This window comes from Agrobacterium tumefaciens (assembly GCF_013318015.2).
In the GTDB taxonomy this organism is placed as follows: Bacteria; Pseudomonadota; Alphaproteobacteria; order Rhizobiales; family Rhizobiaceae; genus Agrobacterium; species Agrobacterium tumefaciens.
The window spans coordinates 1,849,708-1,864,513 of sequence record NZ_CP115842.1; the positions used below are offsets into that span (position 1 = coordinate 1,849,708).

Consider the following 14,806-nt stretch of genomic DNA (forward strand, 5'->3'; position numbering starts at 1 on the left):
ATCTGAGTAGTTCATATTGTCTGTTCAATCGCTGACCCGAGCTATATAGTTGCGAATCGAGATAGAAATAACTTTGAAGAGGTCCTTCCGTGGATAGCCTTCAGAACGAATGAACTTCATATGCCATTTGAAGAGCTAGCTGACCGTGCGGACCTTTGGTCGAACTCATCAACTCTGGGACACATCATGAATAGTGATTATCAAGAATTGCGCTGTCTCTCATGGATTCAAATAAAGGCATAAAATGCGCTGGCCGATAATTCCTTTTGAGGCCAAAAGTTGAGTATCAATGATATTATCAAAGAGAAATCGAAGTGAATCCATGCTAACAGGACAATCAATTCTAATCACCGGGGGAACCGGTTCCTTCGGAAACACCTTTCTTCCGATGACATTAAATCGCTTCAACCCGCGAAGGGTCATAGTCTATTCGCGTGATGAAATGAAACAGTGGGACATGGCTAAAAAATTCCAAGGCGACGATCGTGTACGTTTTTTCATCGGCGACGTGCGGGATCGTGATCGGCTACATCGTGCCTTAGATGGCGTAGATTATGTTGTCCATGCCGCAGCGACAAAAATCGTTCCCACAGCGGAATATAATCCATTCGAGTGCGTCAAAACGAACATCAATGGAGCAATGAATCTAATAGATGCGTGTATAGATCGAGGCGTAAAAAAAGTCGTTGCTCTTTCAACAGATAAAGCGAGCAGTCCTGTGAACCTTTATGGCGCGACGAAGCTTGCGTCTGACAAATTGTTCGTCGCTGGAAATTCTTATGTTGGTGGGCATGGGACATCTTTTTCAGTCGTTCGATATGGCAACGTACTTGGCTCACGGGGTTCAGTTATACCTTTCTTCTTGAGCGTGAAAAAAAATGGTGTTCTGCCTATCACTGACGCACGGATGACGCGCTTTATGATCACCCTCGAGCAGGGCGTTGAACTGGTTTGGCATGCCTTCCAAGATATGGAAGGTGGTGAAATATACGTGAAAAAAATCCCCTCTATGAAGGTGGTAGACCTAGCGCGCGCAGTTGCTCCCGACGCAAAACACGAATTCGTCGGGGTTCGCCCTGGGGAAAAGGTTCATGAGCAGATGATAAGCCCAGAAGACTCATTTTATACCTACGAGTATCCGGAGCATTTTAAGATTTTACCGTCGATCAATAATTGGGGCAACAGTAAAGAGCGCATAAAAAATGGAATAAAGGTCTCGGAAGGGTTCAGTTACACCAGTGATAATAATGTAGAGTGGATGGATGTGACGACTCTTCAAAGGTGGATTTATAACAACAAAGATAAGATCGGCAGTATATGACATTCATCCCCTATGGCAGGCAAGATATTCAAGAGAGCGATATTGATGCTGTTGTCGAAGTTCTAAAGTCTGACTTTCTCACGCAGGGGCCTACTGTGCCGTCATTTGAGGGAAAAATCGCACAATACTGCGACGTTTCCCATGCGATTGCTGTAAATAGCGCTACTTCCGCTCTTCATATAGCATGCCTTGCCTTAGGACTGGGCCCAGGAGATACGCTCTGGACAACGCCCATAACTTTTGTTGCGTCCGCAAATTGCGCCCTCTACTGCGGCGCCAAAGTTGATTTCGTTGACATCGATAACGACAGCTATAATCTTTCTCCTGAAGCTCTGGAGGTGAAACTAATCAGCGCGGCGAAGAAACGCTGCCTACCAAAAATCGTTGTGGCAGTTCATCTCTGCGGACAACCCTGCGATCTAAAAGCAATTCACAGACTGTCTCAAAAATATGGCTTCTCTGTCATAGAGGATGCATCACATGCCATAGGCGCACGATATGAAGGTGAACCTATAGGAAGCTGCCGATATAGCGATATTGCTGTATTTAGTTTTCATCCCGTCAAAATTATCACTTCTGCCGAAGGTGGCATGGCGGTCACCAACAATTCTGAGTTGGCAACAAAAATGCGGCTGCTACGAAGTCATGGGATCACGCGCGAACCAACGTTGATGACGCATGAGCCCGACGGCCCTTGGTACTACCAGCAGATCGAACTTGGCTTTAATTACCGCATGACTGATTTACAAGCGGCACTGGGATTAAGTCAAATGACGCGGCTGGACACTTATGTAGAGAAGCGCCATCAGCTAGCAGCAAGATACGACACGAAGCTAAAAGCCTTACCACTAGTGTTGCCCGCCCAGCGCCAAGACGTCATTTCTGCGCTGCATCTATACGTAGTACGTCTGAGAGTGGAAGAAATAGAGGTTAGTCAACAAGTTGTCTTCAAAAGGATGTTGGGCAGCGGCGTGGGAGTTAATCTGCACTATATTCCAATACACCTTCAACCTTACTACAAGAGAATGGGTTTTCGCAAGGGTGACTTCCCTGTTTCGGAATCTTACTACGCTGAGGCTATGTCTATTCCGATTTATCCTTCTATGAGCGTGGATGAGCAAGATGGCGTGATCGGCGCGTTAACCGAGGCTATACGATGAGGGTAGCGATCATACCGGCTCGAGCGGGCAGTAAAAGGATACCCAAGAAAAACATTCGGCCTTTTTTTGGCCGCCCGATGATCGCTTGGTCTATAGACGCGGCTTTGGAAAGCCATTGCTTCGATCGCGTAATCGTTTCGACCGATGATGATCAAATTGCTGAGATTGCGCGCGCGGAAGGAGCGGAGACACCATTTTGTCGGCCGCCCGAGCTTTCGGACGACGTTGCTGGAACAATGCCTGTTATCGCTCACGCGCTTAATTGGGTCATAGCGCAGGGCTCACACGTGGAGTATGCATGTTGCGTGTACGCAGCCGCACCATTCATTCGGGCCTCGGCTATTATTGATGGGTGGAATTTACTTCAGCGGGAGGGGTGCGAATATGTATTTACAGCGACAACATTTCCTTCACCAATTCAACGCGCAATGCGGATTACCAGTCTTGGCCGAGTGGAGATGCTTTACCCTGAATATAGCTCAACCCGCTCCCAGTGTTTAGAGGAGGCTTATCACGATGCTGGCCAATTATATTGGGGCAAGGCAGAGGCATGGCTAGATCAAAAGCCAATTTTTTCGACGTATTCAGCACCGCTCGTCTTGCCTAGATATCGGGTGCAAGACATCGATACGTTTGAGGACTGGGAACGTGCTGAGCGAATGTTCGAAGCGATAAAGGGGTGATTGCCATAAGCGGCGCTATAAGAGTAACGTTCCGCGTGGACGCTTCGCTAGAGATCGGAACAGGTCATGTGGTTCGCTGCCTTACCCTAGCTGAAAGCTTAAGACTAAATGGAAGCGAAGTCCAATTTATATCGCGAGAATTAACGGGCAATCTCTGTGATCTGATTGAGGCACATGGATATAAACTTCATCGATTGCCTAAGCCAAGTTTGGAAGGAAAAAATAATACAGGATTTCCGCCGCACGCGGCTTGGCTCGGCGTGCCGTGGACGGAAGATGCCCGGCAAACCCAAGCATTTCTTGGTGATGCTGACGCGCCAAATTGGATCATAGTGGATCACTATGCACTAGATTACCGTTGGGAGGAAAGGCTTCGCGCCGGTGGGTGTAAGATGTTGGTCATTGATGATCTTGCTGACCGCCAACACTCTTGCGATGCTTTGTTGGACCAGAATCTTCGGTGCAACATGAAGGAACGATACGTGGGCAAAGTGCCGGATAGCTGCGATCTACTGCTTGGGCCTATGTATGCTTTACTCCAAAGCGATTACGCTCGTCTCCGCTCTCAGTGTTTACGAAAGGAAGGCGCCGTTCGAAGAGTTCTCGTCTCATTTGGTGGGGTCGATAAGGATTGTCTGACTGAGAAAGTACTGTTTGCCCTTGCTCAACTCAACATCCCGACGATCGAAATAGATGTCGTTCTGCCAGCGTCATCGCCCCAGTTCGAGCGGATTGCTCAATTTGTAGTCAACAAACCCGACATTCGTGTGCATGATCGAGTTCCGAGCCTGGCAGGCTTAATGTTAACGGCCGACCTAGCAATTGGGGCGGGAGGAACCACGAACTGGGAACGAATGTGTTTTGGATTGCGCGGAGTTGTCATCACAGTTGCAGACAATCAGAAACCAACTGCTAAAGAGCTTGCATCGAGTGGATTTATTTTATGGTTGGGGGACACTGCAGATGTCAATGAAATGGTACTTATGCAAACGTTAAAAAGGATTCTGAACGAAAAAATTGACGGTAGTTTGTCGGAGAGACTGATGGCCACTGTTGATGGTCAAGGAGTAAAGCGTGTAACAGATTTGCTTCTAAGCAGCGGAGCTGCGCCAACCTAATCAAAATACAAGTGGCGGGGGCTTAATTCGAAGCTTTGAATCCGTGAACGGTACTTTTTGAATGTAGTATGCGTTTGCGAAAATTTTGCTTGTATAAAACGCAGCAACTGAGTTGCGATCTTGGATCTTGTTCAAGACAACGACGATGGATGAGAGAATGTATATCGGAAACAGGCAAATTGGGGCAAATGTAGCTCCCTTTATTATTGCTGAAATGTCAGGAAATCATAATCAATCTTTGGACCGCGCTCTCCAAATTGTGGATGCGGCTGCGGCAACGGGTGCCGATGCAGTAAAACTGCAAACCTACACCCCAGATACTATTACCCTGAACATCAGAACTGACGACTTCAAAATTTCTGACGAAAAAAGCCTTTGGAAAGGTCGAAACTTGCATGACCTTTACAGAGATGCGCATACACCGTGGGAATGGCACAAGCCGATCATGGAGCGCGCTCGTTCACATGGTATGATTTGTTTTAGTAGTCCGTTCGACGAAACTGCAGTCGACTTTCTTGAAGACCTTGATGTGCCGGCGTATAAAATAGCTTCGTTCGAAAATATACACATTCCTCTTTTAAAGAAAGTTGCGTCGACGCGAAAGCCAATAATCGTATCAACAGGGATGGCAAGTATTGCTGAGATTGACGAAGTAGTAGAGACTGTGCGCGAGAATAATGGAGGCGATATAGTCTTATTAAAATGTACAAGTACGTATCCGGCGACCCCCAAAGACAGCAACATACTCACAATTCCTCATATGAAAAGCCTTTTTCGTTGCGAAATTGGTTTATCTGATCACACCATGGGGGTTGGAGTTGCGGTAGCCGCGATCGCTCACGGCGCGACGGTGATTGAGAAACACTTTACGTTGTCTCGTGCTGAAGGAGGCGTTGACAGCACTTTTTCACTTGAACCGCAAGAGATGACCAATCTAGTTGTTGAGGCCCAGCGTGCGTGGCAATCTTTAGGGGAAATTAGCTATGGACCAACCGCTGCGGAGGAGAAATCACTTGCTTTTCGGCGGTCGATATACGTCGCCAAGGACATCGCCGCTGGTGAGATACTTACGCATGAAAACCTACGAATAGTCCGCCCGGCTTTTGGACTTGCTCCTAAGCATTACGATTTATTGATAGGGCGACAGGCAATTCGTGATACTAAAGCCGGCACACCGGCGACTTGGGGCCTGATAATGTAACGGCTAGTTTTAGGCATCAGTCGACTGATGCCATTTTACCTCCCACTCATTCCTGGTGATTCCCAGCAGGACAACATCGTATTTTTGTCCGTGGCGAATGACATGTTCACGCCGAACGCCTTCAACTTCAAATCCAAATCGCTTGTGCAGTTTCACGACTTTTTCGTTATATGAAATCACCTCGCAATTTAATTTATCGATTTCGAAATTTGCGAAAATCATTGAGATAAAGCTGTACTCGAGTGACGCACCTAATCCTTGGCCTTTTAGTTTTTCGGAAACGAAAAATGCCCAGTCCGCCCTTCTATGAAGCTTACTTATGTTGGAAAGCCCAGCGCCACCGATCAATTCGCCGTGCCTGGAAACACCGAAAAACTCCATACTTGTCGAGTTACGCACTTTCTGCGCCCAAGCAAGATGTTCATCGACGCATATCACGTGATCTGTATACATGTTTTGGCGTACGAACGGTTGATTCCGAATTTCGAGCAGATCTAGGAGGTTTCCCTCGCTAAGGGCCGCAAGGGAGATAAATTGCAGATCCTTTTCTAGCCTACTTAATCCGATCCTCATTTAGATAAATCTCCACTTCGCATCAACCCATCGAGACGTCGAAAGCCGCCCAGGTATTTATTAAGTTGTTTGCAGGCACGCCAATTACGGGCATTATCTAGCTATTAAGTTTTGAGAAGCGCGTTTCTTCCAAGTACCATCTGTGGTTCAGATTAACGAGCATCTCATAATGATCTTGGTTGATGCACTGCTTGATTTGGCCAACCACAAAATCGACGTTACCAACTTGCATATGCTCAGCATCTAGCGATGTGTAATCCCGTATGGCAAAGTCTCTTGCTACCAAAGCTGGTATTCCTCGTCCGATACCTTCCAGTAATGCGCTTGATCCCATCGAAACGGAAGTGAACACCATATTAGATAAATTGAGTTCGCGAGTTGTTTCACTCGTAAAAAGAAAGCTATTATTTGGCGGAAGAAATTTTGCTAGCCAGTCTGCGTCTTCCCAATAGTTTTTAGGTTTTATGTGAAGCTGAAAGCACTCAGGAAGCTGCGATAGCGCCAAAAAATAGCTTCGTAGAGCTTTTTCGTGAGCTTTACAATCAAGAGTTGGCATTCTGTTGAGCTGATGTGCGCCAGCGAAGAAAATAACGTTGACGGATTTCCCAACTTGGTACCGGTTTGTGCGACAAGGATACTCTAGCATAAGCTCAGAATTTACGTCTACGATCTGTGGGCTAACTGCAGCAGACCACGCTCTCTTCGCACTTTCTGTTACCACCATGACGCGGTTTATCATGTCACTATTTTGATAATTTACCTGGCATGCGTTTGACGAATGCGGCCATATATTCACGGTACCACCAGAGAGGGTAACGGCGTTGTTAATAAGTGCACTCTCAAAAAAAATGTGATCACAAACGTGAGCCTCTTTAATTTCGCTTGCGGCTACAGCTTCGCAGGCGTTTTGCCACGCGGTTATAGACAACGGCGCTAGGAATCGTAAAAAACAATCGGTCAACTTGGGAACATTGCCCTTACTAGTGTAGATTACATAGTCTTGATGGTCTGTTGCGCGTTCGAACTGAATGGATATTTCCGTTGGATTATCGTCCTCGCGCCAAAGATATAAATCGTCCCCGGTGGATGGATTAGTGGAATTCCCAAGTATTCCGGTCTCACCGATCAGTCCTAAAACCTTTGCGGGGTCGCGTATCCCAATTGAAGAAAACACGTTGCTAAACCTTTTTCGCTGATCGATCGACGTCACACGGGAAGACCACCAGTTCGGATCCGCAACAAACTGCAACTTTGCCCCATTATTGAAAAAAGTCTCGCCGAAATCCGGAGAACGAGAAGTCAGGAAGACCTTGGCCCCACGGCGCTTTAATTCGACAGCCAAAATAAGGGGTTCAAGTTCATTGTAGGCCCAGTGTCGCAGACAGGTGACCTTAGGATGATTGATAGGAATAAGGATGGGTGTGTGACCAAATTTTTTATAGATAAATCTAGCAAGGTGCCTCAATGGTAATATCGTACATATTTCGGTCCAGACTACGAACAGCCAAGCCATTGAGAGAGCTGTGGACTCTTGTGCTTGATTTGAAGCGCGCTTTGCAAGCCGTTGAGAGAGCCTGTTGGAGAGATTCAGAGCAATATCCGTTCCTCGCGAAGGGTTAAATGAGCCGACTCTGAATTCTGACTCCTCATACAGTGAATCCACCATGGCTCTGTCGAGAAACAGTATTTTGTTGTTCTGTTTTTCTGGGAAAAATTTATTTTTAAATAATATTATTTTCAAATCATCATTCGGAACCGACTTACCTAACTCAAAGGCGAGGTCATTTTTTTTTGTGAATTTTATTATACGCTCTAGTTCAGAAAAAAATTTCATAGGAGCGGCGCCTCTGCATCTTCTGGAACAAGTGTTCCCTTATTCTAATTCCGGAGCATCCCTTGATTTCCTCGATAAACAAGAAAGCTCAGCGGACGAACTGGTTTTTGACCATCGCTGATCCGACCGAAAAATACGGAGGATTGGTGCAGATACTCTAATGGGTTTTGGCCTTAAGATGCAACTGGGTGGACACGATAGTCAGCCGTTTGAAGCCAAGCCGGAAAATCCAGTATCCCCTTTACAGACGCTCGATAGGCGGCAAATCAGCAATTCGCTTAGCGGTGACCTGCCACTGAACTTTCATCCAGTGGCGATTAGAGCCCCGGCGGTTTTGAATACGCCAAGTGGCGCGGTGTGAGCAACCGGCGGAAACGCGAAGCTTTCATTTTGCGCAGCGTTGGAGCCGGTTGCGGCGATGGACCCGGCATAGTCGGCCGGGGTCTGATATCCGAGCGATGAGTGCGGCCGGAAATTGTTGTAATCTTCGGCCCATTCAGCGATGGCGCTTCGGGCATGATCGAGGCCGAAGAACAGGCTTTCGTTGAGCAATTCGTCACGCATTCGCCCGTTGATGGGGAAGACGGCCCCGCTCCGAACCGGTTGGTCGTATAGTGACGAGCCAACTCAAACAGGAGCCTTTGATATGATTGCCAGCACAATAGGCCTCGATCTGGCCAAGCATAACTTTCACGTCCATGCGGTGGATGCCGGGGGCTCAGTGGTTAAAACCGCCGCGCTCCGCCGAAGCGAGATGATCAAGTTCTTTCAGGATGCCAAGCCATGCCTTGTTGGTATGGAAGCTTGCGCCACAGCGCATCATTGGGCTCGCGAGTTGATGAAGCTCGGCCACGAAGTTAGATTAATCCCTCCTTCGTACGTTAAGCCGTATGTGCGGCGTGGCGCGAAGAATGACGCCGCCGACGCCGCAGCCATCTGTGAGGCTGTCCGTCGGCCTCACATGCGCTTCGTTCCGATCAAATCCGAATCCAACCAGGCCTTCCTGATGCTACACCGAGCTCGAGGCCTGCTGGTAAGACAACGGACCATGACAGTATGCGCAATCCGCGCTCACCTTGCTGAATTTGGAATCACCTTTGGTCAAGGTCGACAACGCATCGAGACCATAATGCCTTCGATAGAGGACGTCGCATCCTCGTTGCCAGAACAAGCTCGGTTCGCATTGAAAAGCCTGATCCGCATGGTTGGGGAGTTGAACACGCAGATAGAGGGAATTGAGACAAAGCTGGCAGAGATCGGTCGTTCACATCCAGTCTCAAACCTTCTGTCGTCGATCCCAGGTGTTGGTCCAATTACATCTACAGCCATCGCGGCGACCGTTCCGGACGCGAGGATGTTCCGCTCTGGCCGAGAGTTTGCCGCCTGGCTGGGCCTGACACCACGTCAAAACTCCAGCGGGGGCACAACTCGATTGGGCGGAATCACTAAGCAGGGGGATGCGTACCTACGTCATCTGCTTGTGATCGGTGCCAGGAACATCGTCCGATATCCAAAGGCTCGAGCGAAGGTCGATGGAGCTTGGATCGACGCTTTACTGCAACGACGGCGTCCTATGATCGTGGCCGTCGCCGTGGCCAACAAGCTTGCTCGGATCATCTGGGCGATGATGACAAGTGGAGAGATGTTCAGAGAGGCACACGCTAAGACAACGTAAGGCAGCAACCCAAAATCCAGATGGCGTAAGGTGCAGAAGCAAAAGATGGTCATTCAGCGGAGCTGAGGATCGAGCCTGCCCGGAGAGCTTTAAGCGCCCATTCAAGCGCGACCCGTTGATGAGGCCTCGATCCGCGTACTCCATCAGGGCCAGCGACCATAGTATCGGTCGCATCTAAAGGCCGTATACATGAACGCACCCGAATGATGACCTAAACTTGCAGAAAGCCTCTTGCGCCCGCGGGGCCGTCTATACATGAAGCTCTCGACATAGCCGTTTTGCATGGGCTTTCCCGGCGCGATGTAATGCCACTCGACCTTGTGATCCTTCGACCAGGCAAGGATGGCATTCGAGGTGAGTTCGGTGCCGTTATCGGAGACAATCATTCCGGGCTTGCCGCGTCGTTCGATCAGCATCGTCAGCTCCCGTGCGACACGGCGGCCGGAGATTGAGGTGTCTGGAATTGCTGCCAGGCATTCACGCGTCACATCATCGACGATGTTGAGCACCCGAAACCTCCGTCCGCAGGCGAACTGGTCGTGGACGAAATCCAGCGACCAGCGGGCGTTTGCCTTCGCTTCGACCAGGATCGGAGCACGCGTGCCGACAGCACGGCGTCGGGCCTTCCGCTTGCGTACTGAAAGCCCTTCCTCGCGATACAGCCGATAGATGCGATTGACGCCGGACGGCTCTCCCTCCCGCCGAAGCAGGACGAACAGTCGACGGCAGCCGAAACGCCGTCGCTCATTAGCCAACTCGCGCAGCCTTGCTCGCAACTCGGTCTCCACCGGTCGGTTCGACCGGTAACGGATCGTCTTGCGATCGGCAGATATGATCTGGCAGGCCCGCCGTTCCGAAAGCCCCATGACGGTCTTCAGGTGCGTGACGGCTTCACGCTTGGCGGCGGGCCCTACCATTTTTTTTGGAGAAGCTCGCGGAGTGCGGCCGCATCAAGCATCTGTTCGGCGAGCAGCTTCTTCAGCCTGGCGTTCTCGTCCTCAAGCGCCTTCAGCCGCTTCGCCTCAGAGACCTCCATGCCGCCGTATTTGGCTTTCCAGTTGTAAAACGTTGCTTCTGAAATTCCATGCCTGCGGCAAAGGTCGGCCACCTTCGCGCCAGCCTCCTGCTCCTTCAACACCGCAATAATCTGCTCTTCCGTAAATCGCTGCTTCTTCATGCGTCCGTCCTTTAATGGGCCGGACTCTAATCCATTCTGGAGGAAATTCGCAGTGGCAGGTCAGCGGGGCTCCTATTTATCAATAGGTATCAGATCTTTCTCGAAACCTTGGTCAACGAGAAACTCGACAACTTCCGGTATACTCCCGTCAGCAGTCGCATCTTTGATAATTTGAGTTTTTACAAAAGGAAATCCTCTTTTGATTAACTCTCTCCAACAGTGAATTGAAGGATTATGACGCCAATTCCCAACGTTGCCGTCAGTCTCAAAGAGAGGACCACATTTTAGTCCCGCATGGATTAATTTGGTCGTCATCCCGATTTCATACAACGCGATAATGCGGCCTTTATCTTGCCATGCGAGAACAGAATCCCAGAAGCTGCGGACTGTTTGAGAATTCAAAGCTTTTTGGTTGAGATGAATAAAATAGCTCTGCAGGTGACGTCTGCCGATTGTGCTATCAGTCAGTCCAGTAACATCGTAGGGAGAGGCAGATAGTTGGTTGAAAAGCTGTTTCAGTGAAGGCTGTTTAGGTATCATGCTGTCATTGGCAAAAAGTAGGGTTTTTGCCTGCCAAATCTCGGGGCGTTTCCGCAGCGCGGCTGCCCAGAGGGCGAAATCATGGCCGTCATTTGCGCGAGCGGCGAAGCCATCACAGTACTCCTGTCCAGGGTCTTTGCCATCCTTTGGAGGCGTGAGGCTCACGCCAAGACCATAAATGTGAAACCCCTCCTCCTTGAGTGCCCGCATGTAAGCCAGCGCGTGAGGCGCAAACCGACCATCCTCTCGGAGTAATCCGACGAATAAACAGCAGTTCTTGTCCGCTGGATTCGCGAGTGGGCGATGCTCCACCCATGTGGCTTGCACGACGGAGTGGCCAATAATCTGGTCGCCAGCATTCAAAGGCATGGAACTTGTTGCGAAACCTGCTTTCTCAACGATGGCTGGTATGAGCTTAAGTAATGTGTGGGAGTCATAGACGCCACTATCGACATCGGCAGGCTCGATATTCATCGTTTTCAACCAAATAAGCGCAGATTTGCGCACTAGACACACTGCCGGAAAAGAAGGACGGTTTTTTATCTCTACTAAATCGAGATTCATGAGTTGCGCGAGTCGCCTAGTCTTTCTCTCGTTTTTCTTTCCGCTTCGACTACTGTCGTCGACGTCCCAAGTCAAAAGCCCAATTCCAGGATTTCTTTGCATAAAACGCCAAGCGGGGCCTAGTTGAGAGTGGACTTTACCAAAACGTTGCTGGAGTAAATATTGAATAGCGGATCGACTCGCTTCAGAAAATTTCTTTTCATTCGCCAGAAAAACGAATTCACTATCGCTGCTATTAATTTCGGCAAGAAGGTCTCTCAGCACGGTAGCGGAAAAGAAACCGTCCTTTACCGGGGTGAGTGGCAAAGAACTGTCAACTCCTTTGGCCAGTCGAAAGTTATGAAATGCCAGCCGTTCTATATTGGAGGCGGCTTGAGTCATAAACCGTCCTAAAGTTATTTCACGTAGCTGTACTCCCGTAGAGGTTCGGACGTCCGGCCAATAAGTACCACGTTTGCGTCGTAGGTCGTCGAGAATCTCTCTTAACTTTATCCCGATGAACCGACATTTCCTGTTTCTCGGGATATTGAATACGTGAATAGGAAAGGTGGATGTAAATTTGAACGTATTGCTTCCATTGATAGTTCTTACCAAGAAATAGGATTTTGTTTTTTGTAAGTTAAGTAAGTACGCTTCTTTTTTTCCGCCGGCGTCGATTTCTACAGCGCACAGACCGATATCTTGCGACTGTACAACAAAATAGTGTTTATTTATTGTCGATATCATAATTTGTTTTGTAAACATCAATATTCTTGTCTTGCTCCGATCGCTCTTGTTCTATCGTCTATTTGTTCGCTGCGGTTTTAAGTGAAGCGTGGTATTTTCTTCATGTCGCCTCGCGATATGTGCTGATGATACCACGGATGAATCCTAGGGCTTTAGCGCGACGCCGAGGTGAACAAAGCATTGCAGGCGAAAGAAACAAAAATACGGCTTGGCAGAGTGCCGACAAAAACGGGAAAGGTCGCCTGTGCTTTTTTCCTGTATAAATTCTCGATCTAGCCATATGGTAAGCTTTGAAACGAGCAATTTCGGGTGAGCGACCTGACGAGTATCCGCTACTATGCACTATGAGTGCATCCCGAATAAACATAAGCGGCCCAATTTTCGCGAGCCTGAGAGAAAGATCATCGTCCTCATGGTAAAGGAAGATGTTTGGGTCGAATCCTTTGGCATCGTTAAATATCGCTCTCGAAACGAAAATCGCTGCTCCGCTCAATATAAAAACAGGCCTGTCTTGAGTAGGCCAACCCCGGGGCATATATTGCCGGCGTGTTAGGAGCCAAGAGCGCCGTTTAAAGTATGGTGTAGAGTCACCATTGGCAATTCGAGGATTGAAGGCAGAAGCAGCCGGGTAGCGTTCGGCCGCGATTAGCAAAGCCTCGATCGCGCCCTTAGCTAACCTTGCATCTGGATTTAGAAACAACAACCAAGGTGTGGTTGCGGCCTCTGCTCCAGCGTTACATCCCCGACCAAACCCTTCATTTTTATCAAGTTTTATGACACGTATGTTGGGATTCTCATGGAAATCATGAAGCCGACTATTCCCGCCGTTATCCACGAGTATAACAGGTGTTAGCTCAGGAACGGACGCAATCATTCCGTGGACAACTTCCTCGCTTCTATAGCAGACCGAAATTACAGTTACATCTGCCGGGGATAAATTTGGCACTCTCAAATTAACTCCACCATCGATGTTGTTCCGTTCCGCCGTGTGGGCTGTGTTGCTGCGACTTTGTAGCCTGCTTGCTTGACAATAGCGGAAAAGGCACGTTCCAAACCATGTTGGAGCGTGCCCTTCTTAGCTCCGTTTTCAGGCTGGAAATCTTTGATGCCTATGTTGGCACGCTCAAGCAGGTTGAATGCTGCCGGACGAAACCAAAACATCGTTCCCACGAAGAATTGCGTTTCCTGAGGGTCGAACGTCACGTCCGATCGTTTAAATATGTCGCGCATGTGGCCCAATTCGTTCTTTATGTATTGCGATACAGGTTTCCCTTCAAGCGGCAAACTCAAGTTTCGTGGGCCGACAAGGCCAAGTTCGGGATCTTCGGAAAAGGATTTTAGTATATGTGTGCCGGCACCATTTGCTAAAAGACAGGCAAGAGTATAGCGTCGGATTCGGTGTCCGGAGATAGTTTCGTTGCCATTCTTTCGGGACAGCTTACCGTGAATTTTGCAAACGGCGTCATAGTTCTCGAAAACTCCCTGCTTCAAAAGCTCCATAAACGGACCGACATCCCGGCCGCGATTTTCCATATGGATGATCTTGGCGTTTGGAAATGTTGTAAGTACGTCGTGCCGAAAATTAAAATTTTCCGCCGTAACGCTGACGATGACGTCCAAGTGTATAGCATTTTGAAGAAGGGTGGACTTAATTTCGGGCCATGTTTCCATGTAGTGTAGATGAACATAAACACAGGCTCGCACAGGTGGATGTGACAAAGCGTTTTGACAAAAGCCTGCTAGCGGCCATCCCGCATCTAGCCAATCCCACCCATTCTTCTGTTTCGATAGATCATCAAGTCCATATAAACGCAGAGCGCGATATTCCACATTGGCGAATGCCGCTGATTCTGCCGCCTGTTGATCACCAGAAAGACAAAGAAGCTTCTCTCCGGGGCCGAAATTTTGAAGTCTATGGCGCTGAATAGCTGCCCACGCTTTTTGTAGTGAAAAGAATTTCCGGGAAACAGGGATAAAGTCGATACTTGTTTCCCCTTCGATGGGCTTGTTAGCTAGAAAACGAACATTTCCGGCCTCGACGGGTTTCTTTAAATCCAGGGCGTAGTGCAGCTGGCCGTTGCTTAAATCCAGTCTGCAACACCTTTCGGCATCATCCGCATCGAGAAGTTCAATCGCTCGGACTTCAGGATCAATGCTCTGAAACGAGAGTTTGTAATACCCTGGTTCAAGAGAAACTTCCTTCACTTGAGGCATCTGACAGTCCATCTCAAAGT

The 14,806-nt window shown here is 48.7% G+C and carries 11 protein-coding genes and 2 pseudogenes; 6 read left to right on the plus strand and 7 right to left on the minus strand.

Annotated features, from left to right (window positions below; all coding sequences use genetic code 11):
* The first annotated feature begins 322 nt into the window (after window positions 1–322).
* The 5 genes from pseB to pseI all read left to right on the plus strand — a co-directional run bounded on the left by pseB (window position 323) and on the right by pseI (window position 5,483).
* Entirely contained in the window at window positions 323–1,321 is a 999-nt protein-coding gene (pseB, locus tag G6L97_RS21860; protein ID WP_174003744.1) for a UDP-N-acetylglucosamine 4,6-dehydratase (inverting), read from the plus strand.
* Window positions 1,318–2,481, plus strand: a complete 1,164-nt coding sequence (gene pseC / locus G6L97_RS21865; RefSeq protein ID WP_174003746.1) for a UDP-4-amino-4,6-dideoxy-N-acetyl-beta-L-altrosamine transaminase — start codon at window positions 1,318–1,320, stop codon at window positions 2,479–2,481. Before pseB ends, pseC begins: the two co-directional genes overlap by 4 nt.
* Window positions 2,478–3,164: a pseudaminic acid cytidylyltransferase gene (gene pseF, locus G6L97_RS21870; RefSeq protein ID WP_174003748.1), complete on the plus strand. Its 687-nt coding sequence runs from the start codon at window positions 2,478–2,480 to the stop codon at window positions 3,162–3,164. Before pseC ends, pseF begins: the two co-directional genes overlap by 4 nt.
* Window positions 3,161–4,282, plus strand: a complete 1,122-nt coding sequence (gene pseG / locus G6L97_RS21875; protein WP_272438504.1) for a UDP-2,4-diacetamido-2,4,6-trideoxy-beta-L-altropyranose hydrolase — start codon at window positions 3,161–3,163, stop codon at window positions 4,280–4,282. Before pseF ends, pseG begins: the two co-directional genes overlap by 4 nt.
* Before the next feature lie 157 nt (window positions 4,283–4,439).
* Window positions 4,440–5,483 (plus strand): pseudaminic acid synthase, encoded by a 1,044-nt coding sequence (gene pseI / locus G6L97_RS21880; protein ID WP_174003752.1) that lies wholly within the window; start codon window positions 4,440–4,442, stop codon window positions 5,481–5,483.
* 9 nt (window positions 5,484–5,492) lie between these two features.
* On the opposite strand, the gene pseH is transcribed toward pseI, so the two are convergent.
* The 3 genes and pseudogenes from pseH to G6L97_RS21895 all read right to left on the minus strand — a co-directional run.
* Entirely contained in the window at window positions 5,493–6,056 is a 564-nt protein-coding gene (pseH, locus tag G6L97_RS21885) for a UDP-4-amino-4,6-dideoxy-N-acetyl-beta-L-altrosamine N-acetyltransferase (RefSeq protein WP_174003754.1), read from the minus strand.
* Window positions 6,057–6,153: 97 nt separating this feature from the next.
* On the minus strand, window positions 6,154–7,890 hold the full coding sequence (locus G6L97_RS21890; protein WP_174003756.1) for a hypothetical protein: 1,737 nt from the start codon (window positions 7,888–7,890) through the stop codon (window positions 6,154–6,156).
* 303 nt (window positions 7,891–8,193) lie between these two features.
* A pseudogene (locus tag G6L97_RS21895) lies at window positions 8,194–8,475 on the minus strand (integrase core domain-containing protein); the annotation flags it as partial.
* Window positions 8,476–8,536: 61 nt separating this feature from the next.
* On the opposite strand from G6L97_RS21895, the gene G6L97_RS21900 reads away from it, so the two are divergent.
* Window positions 8,537–9,565 carry an IS110 family RNA-guided transposase gene (locus G6L97_RS21900; RefSeq protein ID WP_013636930.1) on the plus strand — a complete coding sequence of 343 codons (1,029 nt, stop codon included), beginning with the start codon at window positions 8,537–8,539 and terminating at the stop codon, window positions 9,563–9,565.
* Between the two features lie 257 nt (window positions 9,566–9,822).
* Here G6L97_RS21900 and G6L97_RS21905 read toward each other — a convergent pair.
* From G6L97_RS21905 to G6L97_RS21920, 4 genes and pseudogenes are all read right to left on the minus strand, one after another.
* A pseudogene (locus G6L97_RS21905) lies at window positions 9,823–10,742 on the minus strand (IS3 family transposase); the annotation flags it as partial.
* A gap of 72 nt (window positions 10,743–10,814) precedes the next feature.
* Complete coding sequence (locus G6L97_RS21910) at window positions 10,815–12,590, minus strand: rhamnan synthesis F family protein (RefSeq protein WP_174003758.1); 1,776 nt, start codon at window positions 12,588–12,590, stop codon at window positions 10,815–10,817.
* Between the two features lie 82 nt (window positions 12,591–12,672).
* Window positions 12,673–13,518, minus strand: a complete 846-nt coding sequence (locus tag G6L97_RS21915) for a glycosyltransferase family 2 protein (RefSeq protein ID WP_174003760.1) — start codon at window positions 13,516–13,518, stop codon at window positions 12,673–12,675.
* 2 nt (window positions 13,519–13,520) lie between these two features.
* On the minus strand, window positions 13,521–14,786 hold the full coding sequence (locus G6L97_RS21920; protein ID WP_174003762.1) for a rhamnan synthesis F family protein: 1,266 nt from the start codon (window positions 14,784–14,786) through the stop codon (window positions 13,521–13,523).
* Between the last annotated feature and the right edge of the window lie 20 nt (window positions 14,787–14,806).